20 protein-coding genes and 2 tRNA genes are annotated in these 23,294 nt (G+C 51.3%); 9 read left to right on the top strand and 13 right to left on the bottom strand.

Annotated features, from left to right (window positions below):
- Position 1: 1 nt before the first annotated feature.
- From BM485_09800 to BM485_09775, 6 genes are all read right to left on the bottom strand, one after another.
- Positions 2-1,402 (bottom strand): tRNA (N6-isopentenyl adenosine(37)-C2)-methylthiotransferase MiaB, encoded by a 1,401-nt coding sequence (locus BM485_09800; GenBank protein ID OKY75258.1) that lies wholly within the window; start codon positions 1,400-1,402, stop codon positions 2-4.
- Positions 1,395-2,726, bottom strand: a complete 1,332-nt coding sequence (locus BM485_09795) for a hypothetical protein (GenBank protein OKY75257.1) — start codon at positions 2,724-2,726, stop codon at positions 1,395-1,397. Before BM485_09795 ends, BM485_09800 begins: the two co-directional genes overlap by 8 nt.
- Positions 2,723-2,944, bottom strand: coding sequence for a hypothetical protein (locus BM485_09790; GenBank protein OKY75256.1), 222 nt, complete (start codon positions 2,942-2,944; stop codon positions 2,723-2,725). The genes BM485_09795 and BM485_09790 overlap by 4 nt, the downstream gene beginning before the upstream one ends.
- Positions 2,941-4,386: an adenylosuccinate lyase gene (locus BM485_09785; GenBank protein OKY75255.1), complete on the bottom strand. Its 1,446-nt coding sequence runs from the start codon at positions 4,384-4,386 to the stop codon at positions 2,941-2,943. The genes BM485_09790 and BM485_09785 overlap by 4 nt, the downstream gene beginning before the upstream one ends.
- Positions 4,387-4,620: 234 nt before the next feature.
- Positions 4,621-6,423 (bottom strand): single-stranded-DNA-specific exonuclease RecJ, encoded by a 1,803-nt coding sequence (locus tag BM485_09780; protein OKY75254.1) that lies wholly within the window; start codon positions 6,421-6,423, stop codon positions 4,621-4,623.
- Between the two features lie 47 nt (positions 6,424-6,470).
- The gene (locus tag BM485_09775) at positions 6,471-7,436 is read right to left on the bottom strand and encodes a tRNA (adenosine(37)-N6)-dimethylallyltransferase MiaA (GenBank protein ID OKY75253.1); all 966 of its coding nucleotides are present in this window, start codon (positions 7,434-7,436) and stop codon (positions 6,471-6,473) included.
- A 132-nt stretch (positions 7,437-7,568) separates the two neighbouring features.
- Between BM485_09775 and BM485_09770 the strand changes: the two genes are divergently transcribed.
- Positions 7,569-8,648, top strand: a complete 1,080-nt coding sequence (locus BM485_09770; GenBank protein ID OKY75252.1) for a phosphoserine transaminase — start codon at positions 7,569-7,571, stop codon at positions 8,646-8,648.
- Between the two features lies 1 nt (position 8,649).
- Positions 8,650-9,519 carry a radical SAM protein gene (locus tag BM485_09765; GenBank protein OKY75251.1) on the top strand — a complete coding sequence of 290 codons (870 nt, stop codon included), beginning with the start codon at positions 8,650-8,652 and terminating at the stop codon, positions 9,517-9,519.
- Here BM485_09765 and BM485_09760 read toward each other — a convergent pair.
- Positions 9,505-10,734, bottom strand: coding sequence for a hypothetical protein (locus BM485_09760; GenBank protein ID OKY75250.1), 1,230 nt, complete (start codon positions 10,732-10,734; stop codon positions 9,505-9,507). The genes BM485_09765 and BM485_09760 overlap by 15 nt on opposite strands.
- Before the next feature lie 265 nt (positions 10,735-10,999).
- Between BM485_09760 and BM485_09755 the strand changes: the two genes are divergently transcribed.
- Positions 11,000-11,422, top strand: coding sequence for a hypothetical protein (locus BM485_09755; protein ID OKY75249.1), 423 nt, complete (start codon positions 11,000-11,002; stop codon positions 11,420-11,422).
- 16 nt (positions 11,423-11,438) lie between these two features.
- The gene (locus BM485_09750; GenBank protein OKY75248.1) at positions 11,439-12,506 is read left to right on the top strand and encodes a 23S rRNA (adenine(2503)-C(2))-methyltransferase; all 1,068 of its coding nucleotides are present in this window, start codon (positions 11,439-11,441) and stop codon (positions 12,504-12,506) included.
- 15 nt (positions 12,507-12,521) lie between these two features.
- Here the strand turns inward: BM485_09750 and BM485_09745 are convergent, their stop codons facing one another.
- The 6 genes from BM485_09745 to BM485_09720 form a co-directional block, all read right to left on the bottom strand.
- Entirely contained in the window at positions 12,522-12,959 is a 438-nt protein-coding gene (locus tag BM485_09745; GenBank protein ID OKY75247.1) for a hypothetical protein, read from the bottom strand.
- Between the two features lie 179 nt (positions 12,960-13,138).
- Positions 13,139-13,420: a transcriptional regulator gene (locus tag BM485_09740; GenBank protein OKY75246.1), complete on the bottom strand. Its 282-nt coding sequence runs from the start codon at positions 13,418-13,420 to the stop codon at positions 13,139-13,141.
- Positions 13,421-13,422: 2 nt separating this feature from the next.
- The gene (locus BM485_09735) at positions 13,423-13,785 is read right to left on the bottom strand and encodes a hypothetical protein (protein OKY75245.1); all 363 of its coding nucleotides are present in this window, start codon (positions 13,783-13,785) and stop codon (positions 13,423-13,425) included.
- Positions 13,786-13,834: 49 nt separating this feature from the next.
- Complete coding sequence (locus tag BM485_09730; GenBank protein OKY75244.1) at positions 13,835-15,007, bottom strand: RNA-splicing ligase RtcB; 1,173 nt, start codon at positions 15,005-15,007, stop codon at positions 13,835-13,837.
- Positions 15,008-15,150: 143 nt separating this feature from the next.
- Positions 15,151-17,289, bottom strand: coding sequence for a hypothetical protein (locus BM485_09725; protein ID OKY75243.1), 2,139 nt, complete (start codon positions 17,287-17,289; stop codon positions 15,151-15,153).
- A gap of 59 nt (positions 17,290-17,348) precedes the next feature.
- Entirely contained in the window at positions 17,349-18,761 is a 1,413-nt protein-coding gene (locus BM485_09720; GenBank protein OKY75242.1) for a hypothetical protein, read from the bottom strand.
- Positions 18,762-18,977: 216 nt separating this feature from the next.
- Here BM485_09720 and BM485_09715 point away from each other — a divergent pair, with 216 nt between their 5' ends.
- From BM485_09715 to BM485_09695, 5 genes are all read left to right on the top strand, one after another.
- A complete protein-coding gene (locus tag BM485_09715) occupies positions 18,978-20,645 on the top strand; it encodes a DNA repair protein RecN (GenBank protein OKY75241.1) in 1,668 nt (555 codons plus the stop codon).
- A gap of 11 nt (positions 20,646-20,656) precedes the next feature.
- Positions 20,657-21,670, top strand: a complete 1,014-nt coding sequence (locus BM485_09710) for a thiamine biosynthesis protein (GenBank protein ID OKY75240.1) — start codon at positions 20,657-20,659, stop codon at positions 21,668-21,670.
- A gap of 102 nt (positions 21,671-21,772) precedes the next feature.
- Positions 21,773-21,848, top strand: a tRNA-Thr gene (locus BM485_09705).
- A 398-nt stretch (positions 21,849-22,246) separates the two neighbouring features.
- Positions 22,247-22,945 (top strand): hypothetical protein, encoded by a 699-nt coding sequence (locus tag BM485_09700; GenBank protein OKY75239.1) that lies wholly within the window; start codon positions 22,247-22,249, stop codon positions 22,943-22,945.
- A 208-nt stretch (positions 22,946-23,153) separates the two neighbouring features.
- Positions 23,154-23,230: transfer RNA gene (locus tag BM485_09695), tRNA-Met, on the top strand.
- Positions 23,231-23,294 lie beyond the last annotated feature (64 nt).

The following is a 23,294-nucleotide window of genomic DNA, read 5'->3' as shown; positions in this document are numbered from 1 at the left end:
TTCACCTCTGAATTTTACACATATGGCACGATCCGGTGAAACCCGGTTCGTTGTCTCGGATTCCGCCTTCATTCGCCAACTCGCCCCGCAGCGAATTCAAACAGGCCTCACGAATAACCACGTCGACAAACTGGCCCGGAAACAGGGGAGAAGGGGAAAGAAAGTTGACCGTATGATTGCTGCTGCTGCGTCCGGCCCATTGGTTGCCGTTTTCTGATTTGCTTTCTCCTTCTACCATCAATTGAATACGTTTGCCGATATATTCGCGGTTCCGAGCAAGCGATATCCGTTTCTGCATTTTCTGCAGTTCGGCCAGACGTTCAATTTTTTCCTCTTCGCTGACCGTTTCCTCAAAGTCGCATGATTTTGCCGGTGGCCTGCTGGAATATTTAAAGGAAAAAGCGCCATGATAGCGGACCAAGCGCAGCAGATCCAGGGTCGCCTGAAAATCATCCCTGGTTTCACCGGGAAATCCGACGATGATGTCCGTAGTCAGGGCGATATCCCGGCAGTATCCTCGTAATTTTTCAACTTTTTCCAGATAGTTCTCAATCGTGTATTTGCGGTTCATCTTTTGCAAAACAGCGTTTGAGCCGGATTGAACCGGCAAATGAAAATGGTGGCACAGTTTGGCCTGGTCGGCAAAACAGCGCATCAGCTCTTCGGAAAGATCCTTGGGGTTTGACGTGGTAAAACGTATTCTTTCGATACCGTCGACCTGGGCGACCTGATGCAGCAGGCTGGAAAAATTCGTCCGTTCCTCTCGCGACTGGTCATTGCCGTATGAATTGACATTCTGGCCGAGCAGGGTAATTTCCTTCACCCCGCCCGCGGCCAGATGACGTACCTCGGCCAGGATATCCTCCGGTTTTCTGCTGATTTCCCGACCACGGGTAAAGGGAACGATGCAGTAGGTGCAGAAATTATTGCAACCCTGCATGATGGTGACAAAGCGTTTATGCGGTTGGCCGGGCTGCAGGGAAGGAAGAAACGGGGGAATGTGAAAGGACTTTTCCTGATCGGTCGCAACAATGCCTTTGCGGCAGCGTTGCGCCTGAGTGAAAAGTTCCGGCAGCCGGTATATGTGTTGCGGCCCGACGACAAGGTCCACATGCGGCATGCGGGAAAGCATCTTGCCGCCTTCCTGCTGGGCGACGCAGCCGGTTGCCGCAATAATCAGATCAGGGTTTTCCTTTTTTCTTTTCCGCAAAGCGCCAAGCAGACTGTATGCTTTCTGCTCCGCTTTGCCGCGAATGCTGCAGGTGTTGACAATAATCGCGTCGGCATTTTTTAATTCAGCGGTGGTGTCGTAACTCGTACTGAGCAGCTGCCGCATGATTTCCGAGTCACGGTCATTCATCTGGCAGCCGAATGTTTCAATGTAAAGAGATTTCTTATTCATCTTTTGCTGTATAAAGTTTTCCAAAGTCGCCTTTTGCCTTCTCAACCGCCGCCACGGCAAGTTGATAACCATAAAGGGCATCATAATAATTCGTCATAGCCTGGGTCAGCATGGTTTGCGCGTCGAGAACATCCGTGGAAGTGGCGAGCTGGGCCTGATACTGAGCCTGATTGATACGATAATTTTCCCGAGCGTGTTCAATGGCTTTTTCCGCGACTGTAATTCTTTTCGCCGCCTGTTCAAGGTGAAGAAAGGAATTTCTGGCATCGATCGTCACCTCGTCGACGATTTTTTCCACATTTTTTTCCACCTTTTTCAGTCGCATCTCCGCCGCCAGAACATCATCCCTTTCCTTCATCCAGGACCACAGTCTCCAGCTTGCCACGGCCTTGATGGTTTTCACCTCATTGGGACCGTTTTGATAAGGAGCGCCGGTGAACTCATCGCCGATTCGCTCATAGGAGGCGGCAAGGGAAATCGATGGAAGATAGGGTGCTTTTTTCAGGATAATGTCATTTTTCGCAAATTGCACCTCGCGATCCGACCGGGCAATTTCGGCCCGATTTGATCGGACACTGTCGACAATATCCTCCCACTTGGTCTGCAAAGGAACAATTTTCGTCCTGTCGGCAATACCGAGAGGCGCACCGGCCGGACGCCGCAGAAGAACATTCAGTTGCGACCTGGCCATAAACAGCGCGTACTCGGCGTCAACCAGATCCTGCTCCCCCTGGGCACGTTCAACTTCACTTTGCAGCATGTCGTTTTTCGGAATAAGGCCCGCGTCATAAAAGGCCTTGGCATCCTTGACATGGGACTGGAGTCGAAGCAGGGCCTGTCCGGCTTCATCAGTGAGTTTTTCGGCCCGCAAAAGGGCAAAATAACGGACATGGACCTCATACACAAGATTGTTAATCGTTTCTTCCATACCGAGTTTGGCCGTCTCGACGGAAAGTTCAGCCTGCTTTACGGCCGTGATCAGCGACTTGCCGCGATACAGGGGTTGTTCCGCTATGAACCCATAGCCGAACTGATCCGTCGGCAGAAGCAAGGCGTCAGGTTGGTGGGTGTAGCCATACTGAGCGGAAAGGGTCGGAAAAAGATCCTTGTGAATGCTCCGACCGGCGGCCTTTTGTTGGGCGAGTTCAAAGCGGGACATGGCGAGATTCGGATTGCCGGCAAGAGCAATCGTGATGCAGTCCTCAAGTTCCAGAAGTTCCTCTGCCGCATTGTCTGAAAAAGAAAGGGCAGGGGAAACGAAACTAAAAAAAAGAAAAATTGATACTAATGAATGTTTGGCAAAATTCCCCGGCATATGTTTCATGGCGAAAGTGTCAAAGTCGGTGCGAGTTCATCGAGAAGAGAAAAGAGAAATCGTGACGACTCCGCGGGATAACGGACGAGAACGAGACCGGAACCGGCATCAACCGTGGAAAGAATCGCCATGCCGTCATATCCCTCCAAAAGAAACTTCAGGTAATGAATCTGCCGAGGGGATATGCGAAGATACAGTTTTTTTGTTTCAACTTCAGCCGATATCATACATTCAGCTCGGAATTCAATGAACCGATCAATTCTTTATATTGATGAAGACGCGGCTCAACGACTTCAGTCAAAAACTCTTCGGTTTGTTCAGGGGCGCGGCCGACGAACTCCGCCCCCGTACCGATCATTGCCTCAAGTTCAGGAGTGGTAAAGGGAATTTGCTGGTTGTGACCGAGTCGTTTGAGCAGATCATTGTCCCGGCCTTCCTCTTTGACAACCCTCCCGGCCTCAACCGAATGAACCTTGATGATCTCGTGCATTTCTTGGCGGCTTTTCCCTTTTTCCACACAGGCCATCAATATTTTTTCCGTGGCCATAAAGGGCAACTCCAGCATCATGTGGCGTTCAATTTGTTTCGGAAAAACAACCATTCCAGACGATATGTTGAGATAAAGCCTCAGTATGGCATCAGTCAACAGAAAGGCCTGGGGAATATCCATTCTGCGGATGGCCGAATCATCAAGGGTTCGTTCAAACCACTGATTGGCAAAGGTTCCGGCAAAATCAGCAGGAAGCCCCATGAGTTTGCGGGCAAGTCCGGTCATGCGTTCACTGCGCATGGGATTCCGCTTATAGGCCATGGCGGAACTGCCAACCTGATTCTTGGCAAAAGGCTCTTCCTGGACTTTTAAATTCGAAAGAAGACGAAGGTCAACGGCAAACTTGTGGGCCGAGGCGCCGATACCGGCGAGTGTTTCCGCTGTTTTCATGTCAAGCTTGCGGGTATATGTCTGACCTGTGACTGCAAAAACGTCGTCAAATCCGAGTTTTGCAGCAACAAGCTCATCCATCTTACGAACTTTTTCATGATCCCCCTTGAATAGCTCGATAAAGGTCGCCTGGGTACCGACAGTTCCTTTGGCGCCGCGCGCCTTGAACTGCTTTTCGAGATTTTCAACATAATCGAGATCCATCAGCAGATCTTGAATGTACAGGGTATGCCGCTTGCCGACGGTAGTCGGCTGCGCGGGCTGGTAATGGGTGTAACCGAGCGTGGCTTGTGATTTGAATTTTCGGCAAAAAGCGGCAAGATTGGCAATAACATTGATCAGGGCTTTTTTTACCAACACCAGGGCCTTGCGCTGCAGGATGAGGTCGGTGTTGCAGCCGACAAACTGCGAGGTGGCGCCGAGGTGAATAATCGGTTCGGCAAGAGGACACTGACACCCGTAGGCATACACATGAGCCATGACATCATGGCGGATTTCCTTTTCTTTTTGGGCGGCAACATCAAAATTGATGTTGTGCTCGTATTTTTTCAGCTCGTCAATCATCGGCCGGGTAACCAAGTCGGTGAGGCCGAGTTCGTGCTGGGCTTCAGCCAGGGCGATCCAGCAGCGCCGCCAGGTTTCAAACTTTGATTGTTCTGAAAAAATTTTCTGCATCTCCACACTGGTGTAACGGCTGACCAGTGGTTCCTGATATATTTCCCGATTCATAAAAAATCACTCCAAGCTTTGCGAGAACAAGATGTGGTTCACAGTTGCGCGTAAGAAAAAAAATACATTTAGCACCGAGTGCGCGAAAAGAAAACACCATATTTACAATGTCGCATAATGTATATTATGTTAAATTTAATTTTATTCAAAAAAAACAAGGTGATGGCAGGATCTCACCTCGCTTGATGCGTTCTCTGGAAATCAGATTATCTCTTTGTGTTGTTTTGTGCCCTTTTAGGCTTCATTCTTTTCCCGCACCTCGTCAACAACCTCAGCGTATTCAATCAGCAATTGAATGTCTTTATGTCCGCGGAAATTATTCAACTTGAGCTTGTAGGCGCATCGTATTGTATTTTCGTTATTTATTTGAATATCATCACCTGGTTTCTCCAGGGCGCGAAACCATATGCCATTCAATTGCCGCTTGTCCTCCGCCTCCAGATTTAATGTCAGGTGAACAGGTTCGGCTCCGACCAATCGATATTTTTTAACCGTGAAAATGCCCTCAAAGACCGGTTCGTCAAACTCTCTGCCATAGGGTCCAAGGGCTTGAAGTTGGGAAATCGTATTGAAGTTCATGAGGTCGACAGCCAGCTTGCCGTCCGTCACAATAATCGGGTCAAGCTGCCGATTGTTTATTTCCGACCTGACGCTTTCTTCAAACGCAAGACTGAATTTTGCAAAATCCTCTTTTTTTATTTTCAGTCCCGCCGCCCCACTGTGTCCGCCGAACGAAAGAAAGATCCGCGGATACCGGTCGTGAATTTTCTGCAAGACATCGCGTATATGAATTTCAGGGATGGAACGCACCGAGCCTGACAGGATATTGTCTCCATTTGTCGGGCTCAGCACCACGGAAGGCCTGCCGTAGGCGTCAACAAGCCGTGAGGCGACAATTCCCTGCACGCCCGGATGGAAGGCCTCATCCCACACGACAAGGGTGCGACGCCCATCACCTATCAGCTTGCGGGCCGTTGTTTTGGCTTTTTGCACCATCTCTTTTTCCGTTCTTTTTCTTTCTTCATTGTTTTTTTCAAGCTTTTGCAGCTGAGTTGCCGCATTTTCCGTTGTTTCGGCCAGAAAAAAATGCAGCGCGGCGTAGGGATCGGCCATTCTGCTGCGCGCATTGACCCTTGGCGCCACCTGAAAGGCGAGATCTTCCGGGGTAAACGGGACGGAATGCGGTCTGTTGATAAAAGATGCCAGGGCGCACCAGGATGGTTTTGAGCGCTGATTGATGATGGCGAGTCCGCTGTTGACTACGGCTCGATTGGTTGCGCTGAAAAAAGACACGGCATCAGCCACCGTGCTCAGGGCAACAAAGTCAAGAAGAAGCGATAGTTTATTCGTGCTTTCAGGCAGATATTTCTTATTTATGAGATTGTTTCTCACTGAACACATAAGCAGCCAACTGACCATGCAACCCGAAATGAATTTGTCCGGATAGCTGCAATCATGCCGATTCGGATTTACCGTTGCCGCGGCTGATTGCGGAATTCCTTCATGGGGAATCACATGATGATCCGTGACAATCACCTCTATTGCCGAATCTTTCAGCCTGCTGATCTGCGCCTCGTCCGAGGATCCGCAATCAGCGGTAATGATCAGGCGCGGCTTTTCCGCCGATGCAAGTATCCGGTCGACCAGATTTTCGCTGATTCCGTACCCGTCATTCATTCTGTGCCCGATAAAAGATGACACCATATCCGGGGCAACCCCGAAATGCTTGAGGGCTTCATACACCACAACATGCGAACAGATACCATCCACATCGTAATCGGTCAGGATGCCGATCCGCCTTTTTTCGCAAATGGCCGCCGTTATCAGTTCGGCCGCCCTCTCGCTGTCTTTCAGTTTATCGGGATGATGAAGGTTTTTTAAGGCGGGAAAAAGAATATGCTCCAGTTCCTCTTCATCCCGCCGCGCTCTCCCGGCAATGACGCGGCACTGCAGATCGGTAAAACCGTATTTTTTTGCAGCTCTGAAAACAGCAGTATTTTCCTGCCGTTGTTGCAATGCTTTGCGGATTATCGTCATGGGTAAAATTTATAAACTCATAATGTGTTGAAAAATTTGAATAAAATTTATTTTTCCCCAAATCGGTTCGAGGGGGAAAGTCTTTCCTTGAGATACGAAGAGACCTCTTCCACATCATCCGGGTGGAACCATTTGATGGTATTGTCACGCCCGAACCAGGTCAACTGCCTTTTGGCGTATCGGCGCGTGTCCCTGGCCAGATATGCAAGCGCCTCCTCCCACGACCACCGGCCGTCAATAAAATGAAGCATATGTTTGTAACCGATGGATTGCATGGAATTGAGCGTGGGGCCAAACCCCATGGCCAGCAGCTTCTCGACTTCCCGCAACAGCCCCTGGCCGACCATCATCCCTACCCTGCTGTTGATTCTTGCGTACAGGGCGTCTCTGTCCATGTGGAGACCTATCTTGATCGCATCAAAATTTTCCTGCCGTTGCTTTCGCTCTTCATGCTGCCTGGCCAGATGTCGTGTCCAGGAAACCCCCGTGGCCAGCCAGATCTCCATGGCCCGGGTCAGGCGCTGCACGTCGTGGGGATGAATTCGCTCGGCACTTTCAGGATCTATTTGTTGCAGATCGTGGTGAAGTTTCTCCTGACCCTTGTTCCTGAGATCACTCTTCACCTGCCGACGGATCTCATCGGAAACGGCCGGCATATCAAAAAGTCCTTCGAGCAATCCTTTCATGTACAGCCCGGTACCGCCGACAAGCATGGGAAGATGGCTTGCCGCCCTCACCCGGGTGATTGTATTTTGCGCGTCTTCCACGTAGCGGGCAACATTGTACGGCTCATCCGGTTCGACAAAATCAAGAAGATGATGCCGGACACGCTTCCGTTCTTCGGCAGAGGGCTTTGCCGTGCCGATATCCATATGTCTGTAAATCTGCATGGAGTCCATGGAGACTATTTCGCAGCCGAAATCCTCGGCAATGGAGAGGGAAAGTTCCGTCTTGCCGATGGCGGTCGGACCCACCAGGATGATAATTTTCTGTTTTGCGTGGCTTTTCGTCACGTTCGTCTTCAATAATTTAAGATAAGTAGATGACAGAGTTTTTTATTTACACTATTATTACGATTTTTTCAGCCACCAAAGCAGTTTTGTTAATTTCATCAGACCGGTGCCGCCGGTTCAGGAGATCATGTCATGCCGGAAAGAATCTATAATTTCAGTCCAGGGCCTGCAACGCTGCCCTACGAGGTCCTGCAGCAGGCCTCTCTTGATATCGTCAATTACAACAACAAGGGAATAGGCCTTATCGAACTGAGTCATCGCGGCAAGGAGTTCATGGCCGTGACCGATGAGGCGGAGTCCCTGGTTCGGGAGCTGCTTGATATTCCCGGGAACTACAAGATTCTTTTTCTGCAGGGCGGCGCCTCCACCCAGTTTGCCATGGTGCCGATGAACCTGCTGGGACCGGGGAAAAAAGGTTCCTACCTCAATACGGGCGTTTGGGCCAAAAAAGCGATCAAGGAAGCCAATATTGTGGCCTCCGCCCATGTCGCCTATTCCAGCGAGGATGCAAAATACGATCACGTTCCGTCTGATGGCGATTATACGGTCGCTCCTGATGCCGAATATCTTTATTTCGTTTCCAACAACACCATTTACGGCACCCAGTTCCAGTCAATGCCGAAATCAGACAAAATGCTGGTTTGCGACATGAGCTCGGATATCATGTCACGCCCCTTTGACATGACCCCTTTCGGACTTGTTTTTGCCGGCGCCCAGAAAAATATCGGCCCGGCCGGCGCGACGCTGGTCATCGTCCGGGAAGATCTGCTGGGACGTGTCCAGGAAAGCGTGCCGACCATGTTTCGTTACAAAACGCACGCCGACAACGGGTCCATGTTCAATACCCCGCCCTGTTTCGCCATATACATCATCGGGCTGGTCTGCAAATGGCTGAAGAAAATCGGCGGCATCCAGGCCATTGAAAAGATCAACCGGGAAAAAGCGGCTATCCTTTATGACGCCATTGACGGCACGGATTTTTATCGCGGTCACGCCCGCAAGGATTCCCGCTCCCTGATGAACGTCACCTTCAATCTCCCGACCCCGGAACTTGAGGCCAAATTTATCCAGGAAGGTGCCAAACGGGGCCTTGACGGCCTGAAGGGACACCGTTCCATCGGCGGCATCCGCGCTTCCATATACAACGCTTTCCCCAAACAGGGTGTTGAAGATCTGGTGGCCTTCATGAAGGAATTTGAAAAGACGGCCTGATTTGCACTACGAAGGAAACGTGATACGGCCTCCCAGCGAGGCCGATTCCATCATCCTCCAGGTAACGGTTGGCTGCTCCCACAATAAATGCACTTTCTGCGGGGCATACAAGGATGTGCGTTTCCGCATCAAGGAGGATGAGGAGGTTGATCAGGACATCGATTTCGCCGCCACCTACTGCAAAAGGCAGAAAAGGGTATTCCTGGCTGACGGCGATGCCCTGATCATCCCCCAAAAACGGCTTGTTCCCCTGCTTGGCAGAATACGGGAGAAACTCCCCTGGGTAAACCGTATCAGCTTGTATGCCAATACCAAGTCCATTATGCTCAAATCGGACGATGAGCTGAAAGAGCTGAAGCGGCTTGGGCTTGATCGGGTCTACATGGGGGTGGAAAGCGGTTCGGACAGGATCCTGCGGGACATCAGGAAGGGGGCGGACAGTGCCGGGGTGATCACGGCCGGCAAAAGGGTAAAAGACGCCGGCCTTTTTCTTTCAGTGACCGTGCTGCTCGGCATCGGCGGCACGGCATATTCCCAGGAACATGCCGTTGCCACGGGCAGGGTTGTTTCGGCCATGGGTGCCAATCAGATCGCCGCCTTAACCCTCATGCTTCTTCCGAACACTTTGCTTTATCTCGATGAAAAAACGAACAAATTTACCCTTCCAGGCCGGAAAGAAATATTACTGGAACTGCGAACCATGGTGGAACATATCAGCTCTCCACGCGTCCAGTTCCATTCCAATCATGCCTCCAATTATCTGCCGCTCAACTGTCGTCTCACCAAAGACAGAGACCGCGTTCTTGCCGTCATCGACCAGGCCCTGGCCGGGACGAGGATGCTGAAGCCGGAATTTTTACGCGCGTTGTGAGGCGGTGTCCTTACTTTTTTCACCAAGGGGCAGGCAGATTTCAAAACAGGTTCCGAAACCCGGTTTATTCCTCAAGCGCAGATCGCCGTTGAATTTACGCATCAGTTGCTGCGAAATACTAAGGCCGAGTCCGGTCCCCTGCCCTGCCGGTTTTGTCGTGAAAAAGGGATCAAAGACATTCTCCTCGGCGCGCGGGTCAATGCCGCCGCCGTTGTCTTCGATGGCAACGCAGCCCATGTTGCCTTGCGCATAGACGCGGATAGTGACACGCGGCTCAAAATTTTCATCAGCCGTCTTTTTTTCCACCAGGGCATAACGGGAGTTAGACAGAAGGTTCAGTAAAACCTGTTCAAACTCGGATTGGATTGCCCGGACCGGCGGGACGGTTTCATCCGTTTCGACCTTAACGGTAATCCCCTGATTGTGAAACTGCATGCGGCAAAGAGAGAGGGCATCCGCCAGGACTTCGTCGAAATAAAAGGAGCAGATATCCTGGGATGGATGACCAAGGGTCCGCACATGGTCAATGAGGCGGGTAATGCGGTTGACATTATCGAGCAGCACCTGGACGTCACCCAGCATTTTCTCCTTTGTCAGCATATTCCGCCGTTCCAGAAGTTGCCAGCCCTGGACGGTGATGGAAATGACGTTCAACGGCTGGTTTATTTCATGGGCCATTGAAGTGGCCATCTCGCCAAGTGCGGCAAGTCTGCCGCTGTGCACCTCGGCAGCCCTGCGGTATTCACTTTCTTTTTTGGCCTGAAGAAGTTTCAGGGCCTTCTCGAGTTCGTTGTCCCGCTCCTCCACCATTTTTTCCAGTCTTTCACGATGTTTTTTCAAGTCCAGGTGAGTGCGAACCCGGGCTTTGACAATGGCCGAGTTGACGGGTTTGGTGAGAAAATCCACCGCTCCCATGGCAAGACCCTTTTCCTGATTTTCCTCTTCTGTTTTCGCGGTGATGAAAATAATGGGAATATGTTTGAATTTTTCATGATTTTTCAGCAACCGGCATAATTCATAACCGTCCATCATCGGCATCATGATATCAAGCAGGATCAGATCCGGCATGTCCGACTGGATAAGCTCAAGGGCGCGAGGACCGCTGTTGGCTGTTATGACGTGATAATCCTCTTCCAGCTTGTTGACCAGGACTTTTATGCTGGCAGGCAAATCATCGACGATGAGTATTTTTTCTTGAGAAGAGTCGCGGGTCACACAGGTTCCTTTTGGCAACTGGTTGATAACGCAAATATTTCAAAATTTAACTGTAAACTAAAACAAAGCTATCTTATTAATTTTAAATGATTTCTTCAACAGAAAAACCCAAAGTTATTTCCGTGGCCGGCATATCGTTGCACATCGTATTGATTATATGGAATAAATACATTACAATAAATAAATTTTTCAAAAGCAGGAGTTAAAAATCCGGAAAACCGTCATGAAAAATAACATATTTCATTACTGACAAAAAGCGCTGATCATGCAGGACGAAAGCTATAAAATCATGGTAGTCGACGACGAGCCGGACATTGCGGAAGGCATTTCTACCACGCTGTCCGCTCTGACCGGGCACCACTTTCAACCATACAGTAATTCGTTGCAGGCATTGTCGGCATTCAAATCCCAGCCGTACGATCTCGTCCTCACCGACCTGAGTATGCCGGGAATCGGCGGGTTTGACCTGATGGCCCAGATCAAAAAAGTATGCCCAAGTACGGATTTTATCATCATCACGGCCCATAAATCAATGGATGTGGTTCATAATTCACACCTGCTTGGCGCAATGAATATTTTTTATAAACCATTGAATATTGAAGAACTGGAAAAAGCCGTGCAAAGCTGCCACCAGAAATTTGTTTTCTGGAGAGACCGTTTCCAGGAAGTCACCTACGTCAACCAATAAAGTTCTCTTTTCTATTGTGTCTTTTCCCTCTCAAAAATCACGCATCGACCTCAAAAATCTGACCCGCGAAGATTTGTCCGTTCTTATTCGTGAACGGAAAATGCCTTCTTTCCGGACAAAGCAGATTTTTTCCTGGCTTTATCGACCTGGAATCACTGATTTTTCCCAGATGACGGATCTGGCAAGGGAGTTGCGCGAATCTTTGGCCGAGGAATTCTTTTTTAGTCGGATGGAACCCGAGATCACGGAAATTTCGCAGGACGGAACGATCAAATATGGCTTCAGACTTGCTGACGGCAGGATGATAGAAAGCGTTTTAATCCCTGAAGACGACAGGCATACGCTTTGTGTTTCCTCCCAGGTCGGGTGCGCCATGGGATGCGCATTCTGCCTTACCGGCACCATGGGATTTACCAGAAATCTGAGCTGTGCGGAAATGGTGAATCAGATCTGCGCGGTGCAGGATGATCTGTCCCGCAGAGGGATGGGGATTGTCAACAACCTTGTTTTTATGGGCATGGGCGAGCCGCTGGCCAATTTTGATAATCTTGTCAGGGCGCTCACCATTTTGCTGGATGAACTGGGACTCAATTTTTCAGACCGCAAAATCACTGTTTCCACCTGCGGTCTTGTACCGAAAATGATGGAGCTGGCCGGCATATTCAAGGTAAATCTTGCCGTTTCGCTCCATGCGTCTGACAATGAAACACGAAACCGTTTGATGCCGGTCAATGTCCGCTATCCCCTTGAAGTGCTTCTTGACGCCTGTAAAAAACTCCCTGTCCCCAAACGGAAAAGGATTATGTTCGAATATATCCTGATAAAAGGGGTCAATGATTCTGATCGTGATGCAAAAAGGCTGGCAGCCATTTTGCGTGGCATACCAGCCAAAATCAATCTGCTTCCCTGCAACGAAGTGCCGCAGCTTCCATTTTTCAAGCCGGATCAGGAACGCATCGACGCCTTCCAGGACATTCTGAAGGACAACGGTTACACCGTGCTGGTCCGAACCAGCCGAGGCGCTGATATTTCAGCAGCCTGCGGCCAGCTTGCGGCAAAGTCATCGACGCAACCATCCGATTAACCAATCCTGTATTCTTTACCTTCTCCAGCCGGAATGGTTGCCACGGTCATGATGTTCGTGTCGGCCATGGCGACCGGAAGAATAATGCCGGTCCGGCACAAAGACCACATCCCGATACACCGGATAGGGTTGTACCGGCCTGTAGCGGTTGACAACCACAACGGTTTCCGGCCGACGATAATAGGGCGGCTCGACAACATACACGGGCCTTCTATGGTCCGGATAGGCATACCGCACGGTGTTGTGATCCATTTCGTTGCCGATGATGTATCCGAAAACACCACCCACCGCCGCACCAAGCAGCGTTCCTCCCGTATCATGCCCGACGGCATGTCCAACCGCAGCACCGCCGATCAGGCCGGCGGCCGTACCAACCGATGCGCTGTCCGCCCGGGCTTCAAGAGAAGAAAAACTCAACAGTGCCAACAATGCAAAAACGATATTTTTTTTCATGATGTCCTCCTTGTTTTTTTATTCATCAGTTTTTTTCCTCTTTTACCCGGAATGTACTGCGGGACAGCGGAAAAAAATAGAGGACATCGGCAGATACGGCCTGCAATTTGACCCGACATCGGGTAGACATCTCTGTAATTTCAATTGGTTGCCATGATACGACCCGAAACGAAAAATAATCATTTTATACGATAGGTGGCCATCCGGATATGCCCTTCCTTGCACCTTGGGCAGCGTCCGGGACGCTTGAAACGGTCGCGTTCCTTGAAAATGTATCCGCAATGCAGGCATGTGTACGGCTGAACCAGCAGTTTTCTGCCTGATGCGTTGAGCGACCGGTTTATGTGCTCAAGATGTTCATACACCTCCTTTTCGCGAATTGACAGACTTTGGGAAATATCCCTGGCATTGACTTCCTCCTCGGACAACAGGGCGATGATCTGTTGACGGATGGTGGACATTGTTACATTCGTATCTTGGCCTCGGTCTTTTCCGAATTTTTCTCCAGATGACGGTATCGATTCAGGGCGGTTTCCGTGAAGCGGTTGATGACATGCGGCAAATCGGATGTGGTCCAGATGGTTGAAAAATTTTCATGATCCTGAACCGATGCGCTGATGGAATATGCCGGCATCTGGTTCGGCAGCAGGGCGACATCGTCATACCCCACATCAATGCTGCCGGAAAAAACCTGGCGAATGAGATCCTGCATGGTATAAACATAAAATTTTTTCACATCGGCGGTTGATTCCGCTGCGCCGATTTTTTTTCTGAAGTCAGGCAGTAATTCATTTTCTATCTTGGTAAACGAAAATTGGGTTGTCATGCAGATCCTCCTTGTTCTTGTCATCTGTATATTGAGAACGATCCTCGTTTCACCCTTTGATCACGGCCAAGGGGCGTAATTCAACTATCACCTCGACCAGGTCAAGCTGGTTTTCTATGACCTCATCGATATTTTTATATGCACCGGCGGCTTCGTCCAGATCACGTTCATGTCGTATGGCGTGAATAATGCCCTGATCGTCGAGTTTTTTCTTTTCCTGGGCAAGATCAAGCTGGCGCTGGGCCTGTTTGCGGCCCATCTTCCGTCCGGCGCCATGGGAGCAGGAGGTGAAACTGTCCGTGTTGCCCAGGCCTTTGACGATATAACTCGGGCTGCCCTGGGAGCCGGGAATAATGCCTATCTCCCCTTCTCGTGCGCTGGTGGCGCCTTTGCGATGGACCATGACACTTTTGTGGAAGTGCGTTTCCAGGGCGGCGTAATTGTGAGCGATGTTGATAATGTCGCCGAAAACCACATCCGGCTGCACCGCCCGCAACGCCGCCTTGACCCGCTCCATCATCAGTTTGCGATTGGCATAGGCAAAATCCACACAGTACTGCATTTCCTTAAGATACGTTCTGCCGAACTTGTTATCAACCGGCAGAAAGGCAAGCTGCCACTTTTCAGGAATAGCGGCGCTGCATTTTCTATTGAGATCAATGGCCAGCCGGTTGTAATGGTTGGCCACCTTGAATCCGAGATTACGGCTGCCGGAATGGATCATCAACCAGATATGACCATCATTGCCGCGCTGGATTTCAATAAAATGATTGCCGCCGCCCAGGGTACCGAGTTGGGTTAAGGCGCTGTGGTATTCCTGGGAGATGATGGGGAGATCATGGAGTTGACCGCCCTCCGGCTGGGGCATCAGGGCGGCGTCCTGCTTCTTTTTGTGATGATTGAAACCAAGAGGGACTGTTTTCCTGATACCGGACAGAACGGCTTTGATTTTGTCCGTGGAAAGAGCGCTGAGCGATGTCCTGACCGCGCACATGCCGCAGCCGATGTCAACGCCAACGGCGTTTGGTATGACCACATCTTCCGCGGCCATCACGCCGCCAATCGGCATGCCGTAGCCCTGGTGGGCATCAGGCATCACGGCAACATGCTTGAAAATAAAAGGAAGATTGGCAAGATTTCTGGCCTGCTCAAAGGCGCCGGCCTCGATATCATCAAGCCATAATTTAATAGGCTTTTTTTCGGTGGTGATGACCCTTTTCATTGCCGGAGTTCTCCCTGTGGAAGGGGTTTGCGCAACAAAGCGGCACGTCACTAATGATAAGAAGATAATATCACAAAACCGAGGCGGTCATGGATATTTTTCCTGATTTTGTTCTTTGCCGGGGCGCTGCGGCAACCGCGGATTCAACCAAAAAAAAGATTGTAAAAAAGCTTCCAGATAAGCAGACCTCCGCCCTGCCGGCCGGCAAAGAAAAAATGCGGCTGCGACCCTTTTGCCAGACAGCTGATGCCGGTGCCTCTGCCGTCGAGCACCGCGACCACATCGCCGGTGATTAGATCCCGGATGCGGATGATGTCATCCATGCCGGTTGAAACCAGATGCCGGTTGTCGTCAAGCAGCAGCACCCGAGTTGCTCCGGCCCCATCTTTTCCCGAATTTTCCAGGCACTCGCCGCTGTGTCTGTCCCAAATTTTGATTTCGCCGGCGCAGGTGGCGAAGAAATCACCCCGGGGCGCAAGGGTAAGCGATGTCACCGGCTGATTATGCGCCCGGATGGTATGCAGACATTTCTTCCCCCTGGAGGCCATTATTTTCACCTCGCCGTCATGACTGCCGACCACCAGGTCAAGTAATCCCGGGACAAAGGCCAGCGTTTCGACAGGCTGATCTTCCCATGGCGTGACGATTTTTTTATTGCCGGTGGCAACAGCACGGGTAATCAGCCTGCCGTCAACCCCGCCGCTGGCAAAAAAACGGCTGTCATGGGAAAAATCGACGGCGTTTATTTTCCCTTCATGACTTTTTTCCTCCAGTATTTTCCGGCCGGTCCTTGCCTGCCAGAAAAGAATGACACCGCAATCAGTCGCCGCGGCAATGATGCGGCCATCAGGGGAAACAGTCAGGGCCGTGAGCCGTCGGTCATCGGTTTGCAGGGTGATACTTCGCGGTCCAGCCCCGTAATTGAGGATACAGAGACTCTTTCCATCAAAATTTACGGCAATTTTCTTTGTGCCGGGCAGATAACACAGATGCCGCACCGGAAGATTGTTTTCCTTGAGAACGGCGTATCGCTGCACACCCGTAATGTCCAGCGTGTCGCTTCTGGCCAGAAGGCGTTCAAATATTGATGAAAAAAAAGGATTCTTCTGGAACTTCTCCCTTTTCCAGGCAGATAACAGGGATTTCAGGCATGATTCGTAGCGGAGATTTTTCAGGTGATTTTCAATAACTGTTTTCACCCTTTTTTTCTGTTTTTCCCGGCGATAAAAAGAAAGCGAACGGAGAGCGGGACAAAGAAGAAAAGGCGGAGGACGTAATTTCCGCTCCATGCCCTTTTGCTGAATTTCTTCAGCAATTTTTTTCAGCCCGTCAATGTGTTCCGCCACCGAACTGTCAACCGATGCAGCCTCAATCATCGAAAGAATAGCGGCCGGGGGAAACATACCGCTGCGAAGCTTGCAGGCAATGAGATTGTAAATCGATTCGGAGAGCCTGTCCTGCAGCAGCAGGGCCTTGTTCAGCAAGACAAAACCTTCCCGGAACCGTCCTGTTTCAAGATGCAACACCGCCAGATTGTTCAGGTAGTGCGCTTGCAAATGAAGATCTATCTCACAATAGGGGCAATCCACCGCAAAAGTCATGCGGTACAGGGCGTTCAGTTCCCGGCGCAGAACGGAAAAATCCCCAGGGCCTTCAGGGGAAGCACATTTTGCCAGAAAGGGACCGAGCAGCTTACCGCGATTTTCGCGGTTCGTCCCGGATTGACCGCCGTCCCGGGCCATTTTCCACACAAGGGAACCAAAGGCAATGATGTCGGTTTTGACGGAAAATCGGCAATCCCGGTTTTTCCGCAAACTGCCGGAATGAACAAGATTGCAGATCTTGGCCAGGGAGGCCGGGGAAACGGCAATGTCCTTCGGGGCAAGGGGGATATGGTGAATTTTGTGAGTGTGCAGATACTCAGCGCCGTGACATATCTGCATGGCCAGGGAAAGGATGCTTCTGAGGGAAAGATTGCCGGTGTTGATCAGATGATCGAGACTTTCCCCCTCTGTTTTCTCAAGGAAAAAGGCTGTATCGTGTCCGGGCAGAAAACCGTAACAGGTCTGGATGTGCGGATGCATGCCGAGGCGTGACCAGCTGCTGATTTCGGCCCGGAATTTCTCCCCTTGTCCGTTGCCCTGCGGCAGACAGGAAGCAAAATTCCGGAAAACGACCTCTTCCTTCCAGCCCGGCCTTGTCAGGTGGTGCTCCGTATAATCAGGCCCTTCCATGTGCCGGGTGACGGTAAATGCACGAAGTTCTTCCGGAAGGGAATCCATCTTCACCCTTCACCGCCCCAAAAAAGCAGGATGTTCTTTCGCCGGAATACGATTGAAAATTATTCCACCTTTTTTATTTTATCGAGCAAGACCAGTATCTCTTCCCGCTCGGGTCCAATTGCCAGGGAAAGGGCCTTTTTCAGATGAAAGGTGCTGATGGGAAAATTCCCTTCGTAATAGAAATTCTTGCCGAGATAGAGATGGGAAAGAAACAGATTTCCCCGTTTTGATTCTATCTGACCAAGCTGAAAATAAACGCCGGGAAAGTCGGGGAAATGCCCCATGATCTGTTTAAACAGCTCCTCAGCCCGTTTCTCGTTTCCCGCCTGCAACTGCGCCTGGGCCAGATGGTAGCCGGTGTACCAGTTGTTCGGGTTTTTCGCCCTGGACTCTTCAAGATACATCAGCGCGGTTTCAAGCCGACCGCTGTTTAAGTACAGTATGCCCAGATCGGTGAGAAGAATCGGCTTATCCGGGAAAAAACGAATGACCTCGCGCAGTTTTTCCACTCCCTGTTCATAGTTGCCGATGGAAACATCAGCCAGGGCAAGCCCATAGGTTGCCATGATCTTTGCCGACTCGTCGGATGACTCGCGCAGTTCCTTGCGGTATTTGCCATACAGTTTCTGCGGTTCCTGGGTCAGGGAGGCAACCCTTCTCTGCATGCGGAGGAAATCAAACTGATCATAGGCTTGATACTGCGACTCGCCCTTGACATGGATCAGGTCCTCGACATAATCCATGCGGAGTTTCGGCTTCGGATGGGTGAGGAGATACTGCGGGATATTGCCCATTCTGATTTTCGATTCGCGATACATTTTGTTCAGCATGGTCAGCATTTCCTTCGGATCCCTCTGCTGCCCTTCCATTAATTTGAAGCCGACCCTGTCGGCTTCCTCTTCGTCCTGACGGCTGAACTCAAGATTCATGGCGGCTCCGGCGGCCATGCCGCCGGTGACCAGGGCCTGGGAAAGAGCGCCTCCTCCCATGGCGATACCGGCCAGCATCATCGCCAGGGTACCGGCATTGACTTTCAGGGAATTCTCGATGCGCTGGGCAATATGGCGGCTCATGACATGACCGCATTCATGCGCCATGACGCTGACGAATTCTCCTTCAGTTTCCATGGCGCTGATGATGCCGGAATGGAAAAAGATCAAACCGGAAGGCGTGGCAAAGGCATTGAATTCTTTATTATTAATGACGTAAAAGTGATAATCGAAATATTGGGAACCGGCGACCGACAGAATGGAGTCGCCAAGGTCATTGACATATTGAATGATATCCAGTTCATCCAGCAGATTGAATTCGCGGCGGATGACGGAAAGCATCATTTCCCCGTATTCCCGCTCATCCTTGACGGAAAAGGCGTATGCCGAGCGATTGCCGTAAAAAGGCAGGATGTCGACGAAGAGCAGAAAAAAAACGACAACAAGGGAAACAAGCCGTTGAATACATGCGGGAAAAGACATGGTGAGTAATGACAATTGCCTTGCCTTATGGGAAAAATTAATCCGGCGGTGAAGAGCCATTCTTCTTTGTGCTCGTAATGCGGAAGCGTGTAATGGGCTTTTAGAAAATGATAAGGTGAAAATGGAAATTGACAATAGGCGAAAAATAAATGTATTTTAATTTCTTTGTCTCGCATATAAATATCAAGCATCATCCTTGGTTTGTCAATTTAAAAAATGCTCTGCGAACTCCACATTGCCAACCTGGCACTGATCGAAAAGCTTTCTCTTTCCTTTAACAGCGGGCTGTCCGTGCTCACCGGAGAAACCGGGGCCGGGAAATCCATCATTCTCCAGGCCATCCATCTTCTTTCCGGCGGCAAGGGCGCGGCAAGCTGGGTACGAAACGGCGCGGAAAGCGCCGTCATCGAAGCCCTTTTCGAGGTGGGCGATGAACAGGCCGTCCTTGTGAACCGCTTGCGCGAACAGGGTTTTGAGGCGGAGGGAGCCATTATCCTGAAACGGGTGCTGTCCGATCAGGGCCGCAGCCGTTTCTATGTCAACGGCAGTCCGGCCACCGCCAGGATAACCGGCGAACTGGCCGAGGAGCTCTTCAGTCTGGCAAGCCAGCATGATCACCAGCAACTGCTCATTCCCCGCTTTCATCTCGATTTCGTCGATGCGGTGGGAGACATCTGGTCGCAACGCGCCGCCTTCGGCGAACTGTATGACGTCTTTCAGCAAAAAAAGTCGGAACACCAGACCCTGCTGCAAAAAGAAAAGGACAAGGAGCAGCGCAAGGATTTCCTTTCCTTTCAACTCAACGAGATCGTCAGTGCCGGGGTGGTCGAGGGCGAGGATGAAAAACTGGTCAGCGAAAAGGACCGGTTGAAAAGCGCGGATGAGCTCACCCGCCTCGGCCGGAAAAGCTATTCCCTTCTTTATGACGCCACCGGTTCCTTTTCCCAGTTGCGGAAAAATCTGGGAACCATGGCCGCCCTTGATCCGCTGATCGCTCCTTTGGCGGAAGAGGTCAGCGGTTACACCTTTCAGCTGGAGGACAAGGTGCACGGTCTGCGCGCCTATCTTGACGGAATCCCGGATGATCCCGGTCAGCTTGAGGATATCGTCGGCCGGCTTGATCTGCTTTCGCGGCTCAAAAGAAAATACGGACCCGAACTGTCGGATGTGATCGATTCCTGCCGGAAGGCCGCCGAGGAACTGGAAGAAATCGAGGCATTGGATCATCGCCTTGACGGCCTTGCCAGGGAATTGCAGGTGCTGGGAAAGAAACTCCTGGAAGGAGCTGCCGATTTATCCGCCAGACGACGGGAGGTAGCCCACCGTCTGGCGGAAACCATTAGGGCGGAACTCGTTTCCCTCAGCCTTGAACAGGCGGTGTTTGAAATAGATTTTCCCGGCGGGGAAATGACTCTTTCTTCCCTGGGCAGAACAGGGGCGGACAAACCGGTTTTCATGTTTTCCGCCAACCGGGGCGAACCGGTCAAGCCCATTGCTCAGATCGCATCAGGCGGCGAGTTGTCCCGCCTGCTCCTTGCCCTGAAGTGCCTTCTTGCCCGTAAAGACCAGGTGGAAACCGTTATTTTCGACGAGGTGGATACCGGAATCAGCGGCAAGGCGGCGGAGTCGGTTGCCCGCAAGATCAGGGAACTCGCCTCCCATCATCAGGTGCTCTGCATAACCCATCTGCCCCAGATCGCCTCCTGTGCCGATGATCATTACCGGGTGAGCAAATCGGTGGAAAACGACCGGACACGAACGGCGATCGTCAAGCTCGACAAGCAGCAGCGGGTTGCGGAAATTGCCGCCATGCTGGACGGCAGCTCCGTAACTCCCCGGACCCTGGCCTACGCCGCGGAACTCATCAACAGAAACAGCCAATAAGCGACTTTTTCATGAACAAGCACGTAACAGCCCTGGCCCTTTTTTCCGGAGGCCTGGACAGTATTCTCGCCTGCCGTGTCGTTGCCGAGCAGGGGGTCAAGGTCATTGCCGTCAAGTTTGTCACCCCGTTTTTCGACTATGACCTGCTGGAAGATGAAGAAGGGTATCGCCGGAAAATGAAGGACAAGTACGACATCGACGTCATTGTCCGTGATATCACCGATTCCTACCTGGAGTTGCTGCACCGGCCGCCGCACGGATTCGGCAAGCACTTCAATCCCTGCATTGACTGCAAAATCCTGATGATCAGTGAAGCGAAAAAGCTGATGGAATCCCATGGCGCCACATTCATCATCACCGGCGAGGTCATCGGTCAGCGTCCCATGTCGCAGCGCAAGGACACCCTGCGGGTTATCGAGCGGGACAGCGACACCGACTCCCTGCTGCTCAGGCCCCTGTGCACGAAATCGCAGAAGCCGACGAGGGTGGAACTGGCCGGCATCATTGACCGGGAAAAACTGCCGGATTTCAGCGGCAGGGGAAGATCCGGACAGATCGAACTCGCGGCGCGTCTCGGCATCACCGATTACCCCAACGCGGCCGGCGGCTGCAAGTTGACCGACCCCAACCTGGCAAAACGGATACGCATGCTTTATGACGAAACCGCGCAAATCAACAGACACGACATCCGCTTTCTCCTGGTCGGACGTCAGTTCAGAATGCCCCATGGCGGCCGGCTTGCCATGGGACGCGATGAAAAGGAAAACAACGCGCTGCTCAAATTGAAGCGGCCGGGCGACATTGTCCTGCGCCTGCACGATCGACCCGGACCAATCGCCCTGCTGCGTCACTCGCGGCATGCCGAGGATCTGCGAGCAAGCGCCGGGCTCCTTGTCCGCTATACCAAAAAAATCAACGGCAAACCCGTGGAGTCGATGGTTCGGGTGCGCGACGGGGAATCGGACGGCATACTTGCCGCCGCTCCCCTCTTTGAGACGGAGATTGACGGCCTGCGGGTCCTGTAACCCTCCCGCCGCACCCCGGCCGCATTGCCTGCTTCTTTACGCGGAGACAAAGAGAAATCTTGACACACCGGGAGACAATTGCTAAAAGAACCGTAACTTTGAGCCACCTTAGCTCAGTTGGTAGAGCATCGGATTCGTAACCCGAAGGCCGCCGGTTCGATCCCGGCAGGTGGCTCCAGGAATCTTTCGTGATCTCAGTCGCTCGTGATCTCACCCCCTGGCCGTTTGATCGATAATATGAAATCATCGACCCTCACACCTATCATCCTTCTCATCCTCATTCTGTTCGGCATTCTTTGGTGGAACGGGATGTGCCCTTTTCTGTAGAAACTCCGGAAAAGCGGCCCAACCCTGTAGGGATTCCGGGAAACAGGTCCGGAAAACCGGAAAAAAGCGCCTGCCTGTTTGGCAACCGTGTCACGTCACATCGTTACAAGTGCCCGTATTTTCGTTTTCCGCACCCAAAACCATTCAGTGGTCCAGAAGTTGCTTTGCAAATACATTGTTACCCTGGAAATAACGTAAGGGTCCCTCAAGTTGCAACTTAAAATCAAGACACGGGAATAAAGGAAGAAAATGAAAAAGACGCTTTTGGCCGGTTTGGCATTTGGAACGATGATATGCGGCCTGGCCGGGGTAGCCGGCGCGACAACCATTAATTTCTCAAGCCAGGATACCGCGGCGGACAAGACATCCATTTACACCTATTACGACAATTTTCAGATTGAAACATTTAATGGTGTCACCCCCGGTACCTCGATAGTTTTGGCAAGCGGGCTGGATCAGTCGTGGAGCTGGACGGGGTCAGCCATGGTTGTACAGGGTTCCGTAAGTGGTAAATATGCCGCACCGTATGCTACTTCCACGGCAGACCAAACACCCTATCTGTCGGTACCCAATCCCTCAAGCTCGGGCAGCGTCACCGTCGCCCTGGGAAATGTCTATGATTACTTCGGTCTCTGGTGGGGTTCCGTTGACGCATACAACTCCATTGCATTCTACAATGGCAACACCCTGGTGGAATCCTTTACCGGCACCCAGGTCGTGAGTCCGAGCGCCGCAAACGGCAACCAGACAGCACCTTCAACCAATATTTATGTAAATTTTCTCGATCTTCCCGATTTCGACAGTGTAAAGCTGACAAGTACGCAGTATGCATTCGAGGTTGACAATATCGCCGTCGGTAACGCCCCGGTTCCCGAACCAGCCACCATGCTTCTCATGGGCACCGGTTTAGCCGGTCTTTTCGGCGCGTGCAGGAAAAAGAAGGCATAATTTTCCTTGCGGCATAACAGTGAGCAGGCAGGGCCATTACGCCGGGTCCTGCCTTTTTTTGTTCCCATGATAGGCGCAGCCCGGCGGGCGACGCTGGGTACTGCCGGAAAAAATCTTTTAATTTAAACACTTATTGAGCATTTTTCCGGCGATGCCCTATTTTAAGCCTTGACTTTCCCGCGATATGCTGTAATATCAAAAAATGTGACGCGGGGTGGAGCAGCTCGGTAGCTCGTCGGGCTCATAACCCGAAGGCCGCAGGTTCAAATCCTGCCCCCGCTACCAAGTAATTTCTAAGGACTTAGAGGAAATTTACCTCTAAGTCCTTTTTTTGTTTGACCACTTTCTC

This window comes from Desulfobulbaceae bacterium DB1, assembly GCA_001914235.1.
Taxonomy (GTDB): Bacteria; Desulfobacterota; Desulfobulbia; order Desulfobulbales; family SURF-16; genus DB1.
The sequence above is the reverse complement of the archived record's forward strand: the minus strand, read 5'-3'. Positions and strand labels throughout refer to the sequence as shown.

What these genes read in the sequence shown, in the direction of transcription:
- BM485_09800 (OKY75258.1), bottom strand. Translation starts at nt 1,402, where the DNA reads ATGAATAAGAAATCTCTTTACATTGAAACATTCGGCTGCCAGATGAAT.
- BM485_09795 (OKY75257.1), bottom strand. Translation starts at nt 2,726, where the DNA reads ATGAAACATATGCCGGGGAATTTTGCCAAACATTCATTAGTATCAATT.
- BM485_09790 (OKY75256.1), bottom strand. Translation starts at nt 2,944, where the DNA reads ATGATATCGGCTGAAGTTGAAACAAAAAAACTGTATCTTCGCATATCC.
- BM485_09785 (OKY75255.1), bottom strand. Translation starts at nt 4,386, where the DNA reads ATGAATCGGGAAATATATCAGGAACCACTGGTCAGCCGTTACACCAGT.
- BM485_09780 (OKY75254.1), bottom strand. Translation starts at nt 6,423, where the DNA reads ATGACGATAATCCGCAAAGCATTGCAACAACGGCAGGAAAATACTGCT.
- BM485_09770 (OKY75252.1), top strand. Translation starts at nt 7,569, where the DNA reads ATGCCGGAAAGAATCTATAATTTCAGTCCAGGGCCTGCAACGCTGCCC.
- BM485_09755 (OKY75249.1), top strand. Translation starts at nt 11,000, where the DNA reads ATGCAGGACGAAAGCTATAAAATCATGGTAGTCGACGACGAGCCGGAC.
- BM485_09745 (OKY75247.1), bottom strand. Translation starts at nt 12,959, where the DNA reads ATGAAAAAAAATATCGTTTTTGCATTGTTGGCACTGTTGAGTTTTTCT.
- BM485_09740 (OKY75246.1), bottom strand. Translation starts at nt 13,420, where the DNA reads ATGTCCACCATCCGTCAACAGATCATCGCCCTGTTGTCCGAGGAGGAA.
- BM485_09735 (OKY75245.1), bottom strand. Translation starts at nt 13,785, where the DNA reads ATGACAACCCAATTTTCGTTTACCAAGATAGAAAATGAATTACTGCCT.
- BM485_09730 (OKY75244.1), bottom strand. Translation starts at nt 15,007, where the DNA reads ATGAAAAGGGTCATCACCACCGAAAAAAAGCCTATTAAATTATGGCTT.
- BM485_09725 (OKY75243.1), bottom strand. Translation starts at nt 17,289, where the DNA reads ATGGATTCCCTTCCGGAAGAACTTCGTGCATTTACCGTCACCCGGCAC.
- BM485_09720 (OKY75242.1), bottom strand. Translation starts at nt 18,761, where the DNA reads ATGTCTTTTCCCGCATGTATTCAACGGCTTGTTTCCCTTGTTGTCGTT.
- BM485_09715 (OKY75241.1), top strand. Translation starts at nt 18,978, where the DNA reads ATGCTCTGCGAACTCCACATTGCCAACCTGGCACTGATCGAAAAGCTT.
- BM485_09710 (OKY75240.1), top strand. Translation starts at nt 20,657, where the DNA reads ATGAACAAGCACGTAACAGCCCTGGCCCTTTTTTCCGGAGGCCTGGAC.
- BM485_09700 (OKY75239.1), top strand. Translation starts at nt 22,247, where the DNA reads ATGAAAAAGACGCTTTTGGCCGGTTTGGCATTTGGAACGATGATATGC.